The organism is Sphingopyxis sp. (assembly GCF_035998905.1).
Classification (GTDB): domain Bacteria; phylum Pseudomonadota; class Alphaproteobacteria; order Sphingomonadales; family Sphingomonadaceae; genus Sphingopyxis.
The window spans coordinates 13,838-27,576 of the sequence record NZ_DASYHG010000030.1 but is presented as its reverse complement, the minus strand read 5'-3'; the positions used below and the strand labels follow the sequence as shown (position 1 = coordinate 27,576).

At 65.4% G+C, this 13,739-nt stretch carries 13 protein-coding genes and 1 riboswitch; of the genes, 6 read left to right on the top strand and 7 right to left on the bottom strand.

The annotated features are described in order from the left end of the window. Positions 1-40 precede the first annotated feature (40 nt). The 3 genes from VGN62_RS19635 to VGN62_RS19625 all read left to right on the top strand — a co-directional run bounded on the left by VGN62_RS19635 (position 41) and on the right by VGN62_RS19625 (position 3,273). Complete coding sequence (locus VGN62_RS19635; RefSeq protein WP_327457098.1) at positions 41-1,324, top strand: RNA polymerase sigma factor; 1,284 nt, start codon at positions 41-43, stop codon at positions 1,322-1,324. Then, positions 1,321-1,992, top strand: coding sequence for a DUF6445 family protein (locus tag VGN62_RS19630; RefSeq protein ID WP_327457096.1), 672 nt, complete (start codon positions 1,321-1,323; stop codon positions 1,990-1,992). The genes VGN62_RS19635 and VGN62_RS19630 overlap by 4 nt, the downstream gene beginning before the upstream one ends. Positions 1,993-2,151: 159 nt before the next feature. After that, on the top strand, positions 2,152-3,273 hold the full coding sequence (locus VGN62_RS19625) for a choice-of-anchor A family protein (protein WP_414713307.1): 1,122 nt from the start codon (positions 2,152-2,154) through the stop codon (positions 3,271-3,273). 3 nt (positions 3,274-3,276) lie between these two features. Here the strand turns inward: VGN62_RS19625 and VGN62_RS19620 are convergent, their stop codons facing one another. Continuing rightward, a complete protein-coding gene (locus VGN62_RS19620; RefSeq protein WP_327457094.1) occupies positions 3,277-3,672 on the bottom strand; it encodes an acyl-CoA thioesterase in 396 nt (131 codons plus the stop codon). Continuing rightward, the gene (metE, locus tag VGN62_RS19615; protein WP_327457092.1) at positions 3,662-5,986 is read right to left on the bottom strand and encodes a 5-methyltetrahydropteroyltriglutamate--homocysteine S-methyltransferase; all 2,325 of its coding nucleotides are present in this window, start codon (positions 5,984-5,986) and stop codon (positions 3,662-3,664) included. The genes VGN62_RS19620 and metE overlap by 11 nt, the downstream gene beginning before the upstream one ends. A 117-nt stretch (positions 5,987-6,103) precedes the next feature. Then, positions 6,104-6,307: riboswitch (cobalamin riboswitch) on the bottom strand. A 348-nt stretch (positions 6,308-6,655) separates the two neighbouring features. On the opposite strand from metE, the gene VGN62_RS19610 reads away from it, so the two are divergent. After that, entirely contained in the window at positions 6,656-6,955 is a 300-nt protein-coding gene (locus VGN62_RS19610; RefSeq protein ID WP_327457090.1) for a hypothetical protein, read from the top strand. Between the two features lie 49 nt (positions 6,956-7,004). Here the strand turns inward: VGN62_RS19610 and VGN62_RS19605 are convergent, their stop codons facing one another. Continuing rightward, positions 7,005-7,535 (bottom strand): GNAT family N-acetyltransferase, encoded by a 531-nt coding sequence (locus tag VGN62_RS19605; RefSeq protein WP_327457088.1) that lies wholly within the window; start codon positions 7,533-7,535, stop codon positions 7,005-7,007. Between the two features lie 170 nt (positions 7,536-7,705). Beyond that, on the bottom strand, positions 7,706-8,755 hold the full coding sequence (locus tag VGN62_RS19600) for a hypothetical protein (RefSeq protein WP_327457086.1): 1,050 nt from the start codon (positions 8,753-8,755) through the stop codon (positions 7,706-7,708). 225 nt (positions 8,756-8,980) lie between these two features. Between VGN62_RS19600 and VGN62_RS19595 the strand changes: the two genes are divergently transcribed. Further along, positions 8,981-9,901: a DUF6414 family protein gene (locus tag VGN62_RS19595; RefSeq protein WP_327457084.1), complete on the top strand. Its 921-nt coding sequence runs from the start codon at positions 8,981-8,983 to the stop codon at positions 9,899-9,901. A 366-nt stretch (positions 9,902-10,267) separates the two neighbouring features. Then, a complete protein-coding gene (locus VGN62_RS19590) occupies positions 10,268-10,588 on the top strand; it encodes an endonuclease domain-containing protein (protein ID WP_327457082.1) in 321 nt (106 codons plus the stop codon). Positions 10,589-10,720: 132 nt separating this feature from the next. On the opposite strand, the gene leuA is transcribed toward VGN62_RS19590, so the two are convergent. The 3 genes from leuA to VGN62_RS19575 form a co-directional block, all read right to left on the bottom strand. Then, entirely contained in the window at positions 10,721-12,385 is a 1,665-nt protein-coding gene (leuA, locus tag VGN62_RS19585; RefSeq protein WP_327457080.1) for a 2-isopropylmalate synthase, read from the bottom strand. A gap of 203 nt (positions 12,386-12,588) precedes the next feature. Further along, positions 12,589-13,077, bottom strand: coding sequence for a rhodanese-like domain-containing protein (locus tag VGN62_RS19580; protein WP_327457078.1), 489 nt, complete (start codon positions 13,075-13,077; stop codon positions 12,589-12,591). 129 nt (positions 13,078-13,206) lie between these two features. Further along, the gene (locus VGN62_RS19575) at positions 13,207-13,563 is read right to left on the bottom strand and encodes a hypothetical protein (RefSeq protein WP_327457076.1); all 357 of its coding nucleotides are present in this window, start codon (positions 13,561-13,563) and stop codon (positions 13,207-13,209) included. Positions 13,564-13,739: the final 176 nt, after the last annotated feature.

Sequence of the window (13,739 nt, the reverse complement as noted above, 5' to 3'; positions counted from 1 at the left end):
CGACAAGCTCGCGAACCGCTGATCCCTTGCCCGCCGCGCCATGCGCCACTACCCCTTGCGCATGGCGGCGGATGCAACCCATCGGGCGATCGAGGCGGTTTTCCGGATCGAGCGAGCCCGGCTCATCGCGGGGCTTGCGCGGCTCACCCGCGACGTCGACCGGGCCGAGGAACTGGCGCAGGAGGTGCTGGTGATTGCGCTGACCGAATGGCCGAGAAGCGGGGTGCCGGACAATCCGGGCGCCTGGCTGATGGCCGCGGCGAAGCGGAGGGCGATCGACGGCGTCCGGTACCATGCGATGCGGGAGCGGAAACATGCCGAAATCGCCCGCGAACTCGACGAGGAGCGCGATATGAGCGCGGAAGCCGTCGAAGCGGCGATCGACGATCCGCTGGGCGACGAACTGCTCGGGCTGATCTTTGCCGCCTGCCACCCGGTGATTTCGCCGGAGGCGCGCGCCGCGCTGACGCTGCGGCTGGTCGGCGGGCTGACGGTCGAGGAGATTGCGCGCGCCTTCCTGTCGAACGACGCCACGATCGCGGCGCGGATCACCCGCGCCAAGAAGGCGATCGCCAAGGCCGGCGTTCAATTCGAGGTGCCGCGCGGCGCCGAATTGACCGTGCGGCTCGGGTCCGTGCTCGAGGTCGTCTATCTGATCTTCAACGAAGGCTATGCTGCCACCACCGGGCCATCACTCGTCCGCCCGCCGCTCTGCGGCGAAGCGCAGCGGCTCGCGCGCATCCTCGCAGGACTGATGCCCGAACAGCCCGAGGTGCTGGGATTGCTCGCGCTGGTCGAGATCCAGGCGTCGCGGCTGGCGGCGCGTGCGGGGGCTGATGGACGCTTCGTGCCGCTGACCGAACAGAATCGCGCGCGCTGGGACCAGCTTCTGATCCGGCGCGGGCTCGACGCGCTGGACCGCGTCGAAGCGCTTGGAGGCAGCGACGGGCCCTATGCGTTGCAGGCCGCGCTCGCGGCGTGCCACGCCCGGGCGCGCTCGGCCGAGGCGACCGATTGGCAGCGCATTGCGGCGCTTTACGACCGGCTGGGACAGGTGATGCCGTCGCCGGTGGTCGAGTTGAACCGCGCTGTTGCACATAGCATGGCGTTCGGTCCCGAAGCCGGGCTGCGGCTGGTCGACGAAATGGCCGATGCGGCGATGCTCCGTAACTATGCGCCGCTGCCCGCCGCGTGCGGCGATTTCCTGTTCCGCGCCGGGCGGCGGGAGGAGGCGCGGGCGGCGTTCGAGACGGCGGCGGCGCTGACCGGTAACGAGCGCGAACGCGACTTCCTGCTGGCGCGCGCCGCAGCGTGCAGCGAATGACGGCGGTCCGTATCGAGGCGATCGGCGCGGAAGCCCAGCCGCTCGCCATCCTGGACGATTTCGCGCCCGACCCCGACGGCTTGCGAAGCTATGCCACGGCGGCCGGTTTCACCGCGGCGCTCAATCATTTTCCGGGCGTCCGCGCTGCGTTGCCCGAGGCGTATTTGCGCGCACAAATTCCCGTCATCGCTGCGGCGGCGGCCGAAGCCTTTGGGCGTGCGGGCCCGGTCACCATTGTCGATGCGAGCTTTTCGATCGTCTCGACGCCCGCCGAAGCCTTGAGCGTTGCGCAGCGCCTGCCGCACATCGACGCCTTTACCGAGGACCGCATCGCGCTGGTCCATTATCTGTCGCCGGCGGGCGGCGACGGCACGGCATTCTTTCGCCACCGCGCAACCGGGTTCGAGACTGTCGACGAGGCGCGGCGCGACCTGTTTTTCCGGCACCTCGACATCGAGATGCGGCATGGCGGGGTGCCGCCCCCCGGATATGTCCGGGGCGACACGCGCCTGTTCGAATGTATCCGCACCGAACCGGCGCTGTATAATCGGGCGCTGCTCTACCGGAGCTGGAACCTCCACAGCGGTGCGATCTCGCCGGACAATCCCCTGTTGCCGGATCCCGGTGCAGGACGGCTGACGGTGACCGGCTTCCTGTCGATCGGCTGAGGTGTGGCCAGAAATGGCCCACCGCGATTTTGGCACGGCTTCGCGCGCTTTTCGGCGGCTGTTCCAGAACGGGACAACGGTCCGTCGCACTTCGGTGTAAGGCGGGCGACGAACGCCCTATGGGCGCCCCCGTAATTTGAGACCCTTTCCCTTTGAAATATGGACAACAACGCCGTGGCTTTCCCGACCCGTATCCTGTTCCCCGCCGTGCTCGCTGCGGCTTCGCTGACGCTGCCGGTGCTGGCGCAGAACAAGGCGATCACCGGAATCGACGCGCTGCGCGAATGGAATCTCGTCGTGCTCGGCAATCTCGATTCGTCCTCCGAAGTCGAGGGGCGGACCTTTGTCGGCGGCAACCTCACCGGTAATTCGTCGAACTACGGCATCCGCGCCACCACGTCGCCGAACGGGCAGCCGGGGCTGACCGTCGTCGGCAATGTCAATGGCGGCCACAAGAATCTCAATAACGGGTCGGGGGCGGTCGTCGGCGGCAATGTGACGAGCGGTTTCAACCTCAACGGCCCGAACCAGACGGTGAAGGTCGGCGGGACGATCAACAATGCCAACGTCAACCAGAATACGGTCCTGTCCAATCTCGATCGGAGCGATCCCGGATTTGGGCTTGGGCTTCAGCAACAGAAGGCGGAGCTCAAGAGCAGCATGGGCAGCCTGTCGTTCGACATGGGCACGCTGACCGCGAACAGCCAGCTGAGCGTGCAGGGCAATCGCGGCACCTTCAACGCCCAGCCCAATGCGCAGGGGCTCGCGGTGTTCAACATCACCGCCGCCGATCTCGACAAGATCGGCGAGATCCAGTTCAACCTGAACGGTGCCGACACCGCGATCGTCAACGTCAGCGGGCGGACGGTGAACCTCAACGACAATTTCCTCGGCGGCACGAACAACCTTGGCGAACGGGTGATCTGGAACTTCCCCGAGGCCGAGGACCTGAAGGTGACGACCGCGTGGGGCGGTTCGGTGCTCGCGCCGCTCGCCGATGCCGAAACGCGCAATTACATCCAGGGATCGGCGGTGTTCGGCAACCTCAAGCAGAATGGCGAGATGCACATCGGCACCTTCAAGGGCGGCTATGTGACCCCGCCGACGGGTGGCACCTCGACCGGCGGCGACAGCTCGACGGGCGGATCGTCTAGCGGAGGCTCGTCGAGCGGCGGCGCCGTGCCGGTGCCCGAGCCCGGCATGTTCGGGCTGTTCGGGCTGGGGGTTGGCGGCTTGATCCTGTGGCGCCGCCGCCGGGCGAAGCGGGGCGGCGACGCCTGACGATCAGCTTTCGAGCGGCCTGATCGCCCGCGGCCTTCGGTCCGGCCCCACCGCGACGAAGATGAACACCGCCTGCGTGACCTTATTATCATCGTCGGCGTGGCGGTCGCGCGCCCAGGCTTCGACTTCGACGTGCATCGAGGTGCGGCCGACCTTGACGAGGCGGCCGAACACCGAGACTTCGTCGCCGACGAAGACCGGGCGGTGGAAGGTCATGCCCTCCACCGAGATCGTCACCGCGCGGCCACGTGCGTGGCGCGAGGCCACCGACGACGCGGCGAGGTCCATCTGCGCCATCAGCCAGCCGCCGAAGATGTCGCCATAGACATTGGCATTGGCGGGCATGGCAGTGACGCGGACGGCGGGCTGGGTGCCGGGCATGATCGCCTCAGTTTGCATCGTAAGCCTCCTTGATGCGGGCCTTGGTGCGCATCGCTTGTGCGGCGGCGACCATCGCGACGAGCGCGGGGCGCACCTCGTCCCATTTGCGCGTCTTGAGCCCGCAATCGGGGTTCACCCAGATATGCTGCGGCGGTACATGCTTGCCGGCAAGGGTGAGAAGATCGGTCATCTCGCGCTCCGCCGGGATGCGCGGGCTGTGGATGTCGTAGACGCCGGGGCCGACCTCGTTCGGATAGGCATAGCTGGCGAAGGCGTCGAGCAGCTCCATCTGTGATCGCGCGGTCTCGATCGAGATGACGTCGGCGTCCATCGCGCCGATCGCGCGGATGATGTCGTTGAACTCCGAATAGCACATATGCGTGTGGATCTGTGTGTCGTCGCGGACCCCCGACGATGTGATGCGGAAGCTTTCGACCGCCCAGTCGAGGTAATGCTGCCATTCGGAGCGGCGGAGCGGAAGGCCTTCGCGCAGCGCGGCTTCGTCGATCTGGATGATCGCCGCGCCAGCGGCTTCGAGGTCCTGCACCTCGTCGCGGATCGCGAGCGCGATCTGGCGGCAGCTCGTCTCGCGCGGCTGGTCGTCGCGGACGAAGGACCAGTTGAGGATCGTGACGGGGCCGGTGAGCATCCCCTTCATCGGGCGGTCGGTCTGATCCTGTGCGTAGCGCCACCAGCCGACGGTCATGGCTTCGGGGCGCGAGACGTCGCCGTAGAGGATCGGCGGCCGGACGCAGCGCGAGCCATAGCTTTGCACCCAGCCGGCGCGGGTGAAGGCGAAACCGGCGAGCTGTTCGCCGAAATATTGCACCATGTCGTTGCGCTCGAACTCGCCGTGGACGAGGACGTCGAGGCCGATTTCTTCCTGCCATTTGACCGCGGCGCGCGTTTCGACGCGGAGATACTGGTCGTAGGCGGCATCGTCGATCTCACCCTTGATATGGGCGGCGCGGGCCTTGCGGACCTCGGGGGTCTGCGGGAAGCTGCCGATCGTCGTGGTGGGGAAGGCGGGGAGGGCGAGGCGCTTTTGCTGCGCGTCGCGGCGCGCGGCGAAGGGGGAGGTGCGGTTGGTCGCGCTTTCGTCGAGCGCGGCGAGGCGGGCGGAGACCGCGGGGTCGTGGATCTTCGGCGAGGTCTGGCGCGCGACCGCGGCGATGCGCGAGGCCGAGAAGGCAGCGAAGCTCGCGTCCTCGCCTTCGTTGAGCGCTTTGGCGAGCGCGGCGAGTTCCTCGATCTTTTGCACCGCGAAGCTCAGCCACTGCGCGATTTCTGGATCGAGCGAGGTTTCGAGCGCGAGGTCGACGGGGACGTGGAGGAGCGAGCAGCTCGGCGCGAGGATGAGGTCGCGTTGGCCGGCGAGGGTCTTGAGTCGCCAATAGAGCTCGGGGAGGTTGGCGCGCCAGATGTTGCGGCCGTCGATGACGCCGAGCGAGAGCAGGACGTGCGGCTGGAGCTTGGCCAGCGCGGGTTCGAGCTGGTCGGGGGCGCGGACGAGGTCGAGGTGGAGGCCGTGGACGGGGAGGTCCGCGACGAGATCGAGGTTATCGCCGAGGCCGCCGAAGTAGGTGGTGAGCATCAGCTTTGGCCCGCGGGTGGCGAGGCGAGCATAGGCGCGCTCGAAGGCTGTGCGCTGTTCGGTCGTGAGGTCGAGGACGAGGCAGGGCTCGTCGATCTGGACCCATTCGGCGCCGGCCTTGGCGAGGCGGGCGAGGATTTCGGCGTAGGTGTCGAGAAGCTGTGGCAGGAGCGCGAGCGGTTCGACCGCCTTGCCCTTGGCGAGCATCAGATAGCTGACGGGGCCGAGGAGAACGGGGCGGGTCGTGTAGCCGAGCGCTTTCGCTTCATCAAATTCGTCGAAGATTTTCGTCGAGGCAATCTGGAATGTCTGGCCTGCGATGAGTTCGGGGACCATGAAATGATAGTTGGTGTCGAACCATTTGGTCATTTCCTGCGCGGTGGTGTCGTGCGTGTGGCCGCAAGCCGATGGCCCCGTTGCATCACCTTGCGCGCCGCGCGCCATGGCGAAGTAGAGGTCGGGGTCGACGGTGTCGCCGCTCCAGTCGTAGCGCGGCGGGACCGCGCCGATCAGCGCGCTGGTGTCGAGGACATGGTCGTAGAGCGAGAAGTCGTTCGACGGGAGGATGTCGGCGCCGAGCGCTTTCTGGCGTGCCCAGTTGGTGACGCGAAGTCCCGATGCGGCGGTCTGCAATTCGGCGATGCTGGACTTGCCCGCCCAATAGCTTTCGAGCGCATGCTTGAGCTCGCGGCGAAGGCCGATGCGGGGGAAGCCGAGGGTGGCGACGCTGACAGTCATTTCACAAACACCTTGCAAGGGGCAAGGCGCCGGGCAGACGCGTACGCACGGGACTCCGCGCCCGCAAAGCAAGGGTCGGGCGCAGCCATGCATGCGGCCTGACCGGACACCCCGCCGGAGGACGTATCTGACGAGGCAGGTCTCCTGGCTCACGGATCGACGCGGCGGTCTGGCCTTCCCGGTCCCTTGCCGGACCAGTGACACGTATCGACCGCCGCTCACCGCTTACAGTTGCGGGGGCAGCGCCGGTTTTTCACCGGCTTCCCGTCTTAGCTCCACTCCGTGCAAACGAAGCGGAGAACCTCGACAGCCTGGAGCATAGTGCGGACGCAAGGCTTGTCAACAGCGATATAAAGAATTCTTTATATGTTATCCTGCGGCAGCCGTTCGAGCAAGGCGGCACATGATGCTGCGCGGCGACCGTCAAGTCGTTTGTCGATTCGATGACGCCGCTCGTCGAACGCCCGGCAGCGGAACGGCGGCGGTATGGCAATGAAATATTATATCTTTTTGGATTGTGCGCCGTCGATCGCGGCGCCATCCATGTCCTGCGCGGGCCAGAGCGCGGCAAGGAGACGTATCGCAAACCCCTTTCGCCCCGGCGACGGTCTCGGCTGAACACGCCATCGAAACCGTCCCCTTCGTTTCCCCCACCGAAGGCTCCCCCCAATGAAGTTCCCCCAGCCATATCCCAGCGGCTCCGGCGACGGCGAATGCGACTGTCTGCCGCGTCCCGATTCCCCGGCCGATTCCGCTCCCCCGCTCACCACCTATGTGCTGCGATACCGCGATGCGTGGTTCGGGATGGAAAAGCGCGTGGCGTTCGAGGCCGAGGACGTCGCCGCAGCGCTCGTCTTGATGGAGCGCGAGCCGATCGGCGACTGGGCCGAGCTGACGCAGGACGGTGACATCATCTGTCGCCGCGGTCACGAGCCGGGCGGGGCGACCGATTATTGGGTCGTCGATTAACCGCACACGGGCGCTTTCCGGACGCCCCTGGATGTCCTGCAAGGATTGACTAGAGCGCCTTGCCCATGCGGATCAGCGGTACCGCGACGCCGTCCGGCCCCGGCGCTTCGATCCGCTCGATCGGCGCATAGCCGCACGCGCGGTAGAGCGGCTCGCCCGACAACGTCGCCATCATCTCGGCGCGGGCGAAGCCCGCGGCGCGCGCCGCATCCTCGCACAGCGTCATCACCAGCCGCCCGACGCCGCGGCGGGCGAAATCGGGGTGGGTGTACATCGCGCGAATGCGCGCGGCGTCGACCGCGGGATCGAGCGGCGCAGGGTCGCGGAGATCCTTGCTGTGGTCGCCGCCATAGAGCGTCGCGCGGTGCGACCAGCCGCCGCAGCCCGCGATGCGGCCGTCCTCCTCGACGATGAAATAGGTGCCGTCGGCGATCAGCTGCGTATCGAGCCCCATCACCGCGTTGCTCGCCGCGATCTGTTCGGGCGAGAGGAAGCCCTTCTGCAACTCGGCGATGGCGAGCGCCATCACGGCGCGCAGGGCTTCGAGGTCGGCGGGGGCGGCGAGGCGGTGAGTGAACATGGGCGGCTTCTATGCGGCGGGGCGTGGGCGAGTCCATGCAGGATATGACCGGGGCATTCGGTAGTCGGGACAGCTCCATCACCGTCACCCCGGACTTGATCCGGGGTCCAGCTTTTCGACGATGCTGAGCGGGACCCCGGATCAAGTCCGGGGTGACGAAGGAGGGTGGGTCAGCCGCTCGCCGATGTTCGCGCCTTTCCGCCTTCGGGCGCCGGATCGTTGGCGGGATCGGGCAGCGCGAAGAAGGCGCGGCGCGCGGCCTCGCCGGCGAGGCGCAGCGGCGCGAAGGCTTCGGCGCGCGCTTCCTCCCACGCGACCTCCTCGTCGACGTCGAGCGCGCGTTCATAGTCGGGGTCGCCGAACTGGCCGTCTTCGGTGCCCGCGAAGCCGTCGGGCGGCGGGAAGTTGGTGCGCAGCTCGCTGCTTTCGTCGTCGTACCAGACGGTCATCGTGGCCGCCGCCTGCTCGGGGGTCGGTTCAGCCTCGTCGGCGCCTTCGGCCTCGGCGTCGGAAGCGGCGGAAAACTGCGCAACTTCATTCGCGATTGCGGTGCCGCGCCAGAGGCTGGCGAGCGGGTTGGCGCGGTTGTCGCGGCCCGCGAGCCAGAGCGCGAGCGCGGCGGGCATTCCCTCGGCCGGGCCGGTTGCGGCGCCGGTATCCTGTTCGCTTTCGGGTGCCTCTGCGGCCGCTCCTTCGGCGGCAGCGGTGCGGGCGGCCTCGCCCCCGCCGCGTGCGGCTTCTGCAACGTCGAACAGCGCGAGGAAGCCCGGCCAGTCGCCCGCGACGATCTGCGCGAGCATCTCTTCGCCCGGCCATTCTCCTCTTTTTGGGGCGCGGGTTTCGACCATCTTGTCGAGCCGCGCGAGCATCGCGAGGCCGAGGCGGCTGTCGATGCGGCGGCGCTTGACGAAGCTGCGGCCGTCCTCGCGTTGCACCTCGCTGGTCTCGTCATGCCCCCAGATCGCGCGGTCGAGCAGCTCGTCGACGAGCCGCCCGCGCGCGATCAGCAGCGCCGCGGCGCAGCCGAGCCGGAACGCCGCGCCCTCGGGCCGCTGCTTGAGCTGATAGACGGCGCCGGGCGACATGCTGACCTTCGCCGCCGAAATCTTCACCGACCCGTTGGTGGCGAACGCCTCCAGAAAGTCGCGCTGGAGCCGCGGCGTCCAGTGATAGCTGCCGGGGGCGGGGATATGCGCAGGGTCGTGCGGGGAGTCGTCCATCGATTCGTCCTTTCGGTTGGGTGAAACCGACAGAATGAACCATATAGGTAAATTGTAGGAAAGGGGAATTTGAGGTTTGAGCCGCGCCAGAGTTCATAGATCATTTCGAAGTGATCAGATGGATCGTTCAAATCTTGGATTTTTCCAAACTCTGGCTCATTTTGTCCAAAGCCGATACGGTAGGCAGGGACGCCTAAGATGTAGGGCGGTAATTGGGGAGGTGGTATGCCAGATGATGACTTAGCAATATCTCAAAGCCGGTCTGTTGAAGGCGCTTCTGTCTCTGATTTTCTTTATCATGACAGTCGCAGAATCGCTTCTTTTCTTTCCCAATTTGATAGCAGCGGTCTTCTTACCGGGCTAACAAAGGCAGAGACTGCGAGTAAAAATTCCAAGAGAGGCAAAAAGATCGGTGTCGGCGGAGAGGTTCCGCTACTGGGCGGGGGAAAGGTTGAATTTGAGCTTTCCCCGAGCGAGCCAGGCACAGAAAGTCTGGAGCGCGTCTACGATCCCTTTTGGACAAATGCTCGCCAATTTCTAAATGTTCTGACTGAACGGAATATGATTCAGCGCGATATTGGTGATGCCAGCATTGGCCAATTTGTACGGGTGACTGGATATCTCAGTATTCAGGATTTAGGAATGTTTAAAGAAGCTTGGAAGGCACCATCCATTCAGCGCAGAATTAAGGGTGGCGCGGGTCTAGGGCAAAAGATTGGCAATATGACCGCCGCTCAGAAAGCCGCTGCGCGGGAGGAGCAGGAGAATAAGGACATATTTCTGGATATGATCCAGATCATGCCTCACGCTGTGCATGCACGACTCCTGACAAAAATTGGAAATAGCGCAGGGCTCGTTTGGTGCACGTTAGATCAGCAGTATCTGGTTGCGCCGGCGAGCGATATCACGTTGACTTACGGTGATACGATGTCCGGAGAGTGGTCTATCTTAGGCATTTTGAGTGCTCACCCGGAATACCTTACACCGGACTTGTCGCAGCAATTCAACGATGACGATTTTGGACTGACACACAGCGTAATCGGTCAAGTCTCTAAGATGCTAGCGCCGATTGTTCGGGTGACGTTGGGCAGGCCTGCGGCGGCACATGCGATTACACCGCTTCTCATTTTTCGTGACGTTGCGTGAACGAGGGGTCGCATTCAACATACTGAATTCGAAAATAGACCATTGATCACGGCCCCTCCGCCACTCGCTGCGCGAGCGGTCCCGCTGGCGTTACGCGCCGTCTGCCACTCCCCATCGCTTCGCGACAGGGAGGATTTGGGGTTTGGTCCGGGGTGGTGCGGGTTGGGGTTTCTGATTTCCTCCCTGCGCCGTAGGCGTGGGGAGGGGGACCGACGCCGTAGGCGTTGGTGGAGGGGCGGCGGCGCCCGCGCTTTTGGCCCCTCCGTCAGCCGCTTTGCGGCTGCCACCTCCCCATGGCCTTTCGGCCACAGGGAGGATTGGGGTGGGAGTGTTGGGGTGCGGTCGACTTCGAAGGCTACTGTTAAAATGGCGCGGGGGTTGCGGCGGGTTTTGTCGCCGCCGGAGGTTTTGCTTTGGCAGCGGTTGCGCTTGCGACCGGCTGGGGTGAAGTTTCGGCGGCAGCATCCGGTGGGGGACTATGTGGCGGATTTTTATGCGCCGGATGCGCGGATGATCGTTGAGGTGGATGGGTTGGTGCATGATGCCCGGGTGGAGCGGGATGCTTTGCGCGATGAATGGTTCAGGGGGCAGGGGTTTGTTGTTGTGCGGGTGGCGGCGGTTGATGTTTTGAAGGATGTGGATGCTGTTGTTGATGGGGTGGTTCGGTTGGTTTTGGCGTCGCGCTAGGGGCCCCTCCACCACCGCTTCGCGGCGGTCCCCCACCCCATGCCTTCGGCACAGGGAGGATTTGAGTACGCCAATCCTCCCTGTCGCGTAGCGATGGGGAGGGGGACCGCGAAGCGGTGGAGGGGCGGACTTCTACGCGCCGTTCGCGGCTGAGAGGATCGCCCGCACACTCGCCGTCGCGACGTCGGTGTCCAGCCCGCAGCCGAACAGGCTTTTCCCGTCCGCGGTGCGGCACTCGACATAGGCCGCGGCCTGCACATTGCTGCCCTGGCCGATCGCGTGCTCGCTATAGTCGACGATGTCCATCACCGGGCCGCCGCTCTCGCTCAAGGCCGCGATGACGCTCGACATCAGGCCGTTGCCGCGGCCGCTGACGCTGCGCTGCATGCCGTCGATGGTGAGCTTGCCGGCGAAGATGCGGTCGGCGCCGCTGTGCGTCTCCGACCAGTCGACGAGCTGGAAGCGCTTGGCTTCGGTCGCCAGATACTGGCCCTCGAACGCGTGCCAGATATCCTCGGCGCCGAGTTCGCGGCTCGTCTGGTCGGCAAGTGCCTGGACGACATGGCTGAAGCTCGCCTGCATTTTCTTGGGCAGTTTCAGGCCCTTGTCCTGTTCGAGCACCCATGCGACGCCGCCCTTGCCCGACTGGCTGTTGACGCGGATTACCGCTTCGTAGCTGCGGCCGAGGTCGGCGGGGTCGATGGGGAGATAGGGGACTTCCCACTTCTCGTCATTCTGGCGCTCGCGCGCGGCGAAGCCCTTCTTGATTGCGTCCTGATGGCTGCCCGAGAAAGCGGTGTAGACGAGCTCGCCGCCATAGGGGTGGCGCGGGTGGACGGGCAGGTTGTTGCAATATTCGACCGTCTGGATGACCTCGTCGATGTTCGAGAAGTCAAGGCAAGGGTCGACGCCCTGCGTGTACATGTTGAGCGCGACGGTGACGAGGCAGGTGTTGCCGGTGCGCTCGCCATTGCCGAACAGGCAGCCCTCGACGCGGTCGGCGCCCGCGAGCAGACCGAGTTCGGCCGCGGCGACGCCGGTGCCGCGGTCGTTGTGGGTGTGCAAGGATATGATCGCGCGGTCGCGATTGGGCAGGTTCTTGCAGAAATATTCGATCTGGTCGGCGTAGATGTTCGCCGTCGACGCCTCGACCGTCGCGGGGAGGTTGAGGATGATCGGCTTGTCGGTCGTCGGCTGGAGGATGTCCATCACCGCTTCGCAGCAGGCGATGCTGAAATCGAGCTCGGCGGTCGAGAAGGTTTCGGGGCTGTATTCGAAACGCCAGTCGGTGCCGGGCAGGCGCGCGGCATTGTCGCGGAGCTGCTTCGCGCCCTCGATCGCGATGCCCTTGATCTCGTCCATCTCCATGCCGAAGACGATCTTGCGCCACGCGGGGCTGACCGCATTATAGACGTGGACGATCGCGGTTTTGGCGCCTGCGAGGCTGTCGAAGCTGGTGCGGATGAGGTCGGCGCGGCTCTGCGTCAGCACCTGCGGCGTGACGTCGTCGGGGATGCGGCCGTTCTTCACGAGGCCCGAGATGAAGTCGAATTCGGTCGCGCCGGCGCTGGGGAAGCCGACCTCGATCTCCTTGAACCCGCATTTGACGAGCAGGTCGAAGAAGCGGGCCTTTTTCTCGGCATCCATCGGGTCGATCAGCGACTGGTTGCCGTCGCGCATGTCGGTGGAGAGCCAGATCGGCGCGCTCGTGGTGACGCGGCCGGGCCATTCGCGGTTCGCCAAGGGAACCTGCGGGAAAGCGCTATACTTGACCGAGGGGTCGCGGAGCATGGTCATGGTGTGAAAACTTCTTCTGGTGGTTGCGAGTGCTTGTCGATCGGACCCTTGAGCGGGTGGCCGCGACTAGCGCGCAGCCAGTGTCACGCCCAAGGGCGTGTAAGTCGCAGAAGAAGAAGGGCGTTGCCGCGCATGGGGAGGCTATTGGTTCAAAATGTCGCGTTTGGCAAGGGGGGAGTGCGAAAATTGCGTGGGGTGCGGACTCAGCCAGCCACCCATTCGACCTTCGGATCGTTGAAATCGACGACGTCGGCGAGTTCGAGGACGTTGGGATAGCCATAGCCGACGAGGTTGATGAAGGTCTGGATATTGAGCGCGAGCGGCGCCGATTTGAGCGGCACGGGGCTGCGGTGGTTCGAGAAATTATTGTTGCAATAGATGAGGATGGGGCGCCCGGGATTGGCGCCGACGACCGCGGCGAGGCTTTCGGCGGTGAAGTCGGTGAGCGGCAGGTTGACCGCGCCCTTGATATGGCCGCGCTGGAAGGCGTCCTTCGAGCGCGCGTCGAGGAGGAGGGTGCCGGGCTTTGCGGCCTCTGCCTTGAAGGCGTCGAAGGCGATCAGGCGCGTCGCGCGCGCGGGGGCGACGCTGGCGGTGAGCGCCTGGAAGGCCGGATAGTCGATCTGCGGGTTGGCCTGCGCCAGCGCGGGGGTGGCGGTGAGCGCGAGAGCGAGAAGCAGGATATGGCGCATGAGGATCCTCCCTTGAATCGAGGGGAGGCTACGCCGCCTTGGCTGGCTGTGCGATGAACCGAAAATGTCGCCGGGCCGCAAGGGGGCTCGCGGCCCGGCGCAGTGCAGGGGATGTTCGCCGGGCGAAGGTCAGGCGGCTTCGCTCGCGTCGTCGTCCTCGTCCCACGGTTCGTAAACCTCGTCCTCGATCAGATTGTCGACCGCGTGGACGCGCACGCCGATCACCCAATCCTCGAGCGGGCCTTCCCATGCGGCCTCGACTTCGGAGAGGACTTCGGCGGCATCGCCGGAAGGACGGTCGCCGACGAGGTCGAAATCCTGCACGCCGTCGTCGGGCGGGGTGATATAGACATGCGGGTCGAGCCGGACATTCGCCCAGCCCGCGGTGGGGGCGAGCCCCTCGGCCTCGACGACCAGCAGCGGATTTTCCTCGTCGCCGTCGATCGACGCGTTCACTTCGACAATTTCGCGTACCAGTTCGCTCATCACACGGCTCCTGTACGAAAAAGGGCGGGACCAGCGCCGGTCCCGCCCCGTTCTTACGCGGCGCGTGTGACAGATTGGGTGCGTCTGTCTGGAAATGCGCCTGACGGCGCATTTCGGCGGCACCGGCCCGCTCCCCCACCCGGCCTCCCCAACGATAGTAACCTAGGGAGGCCGGG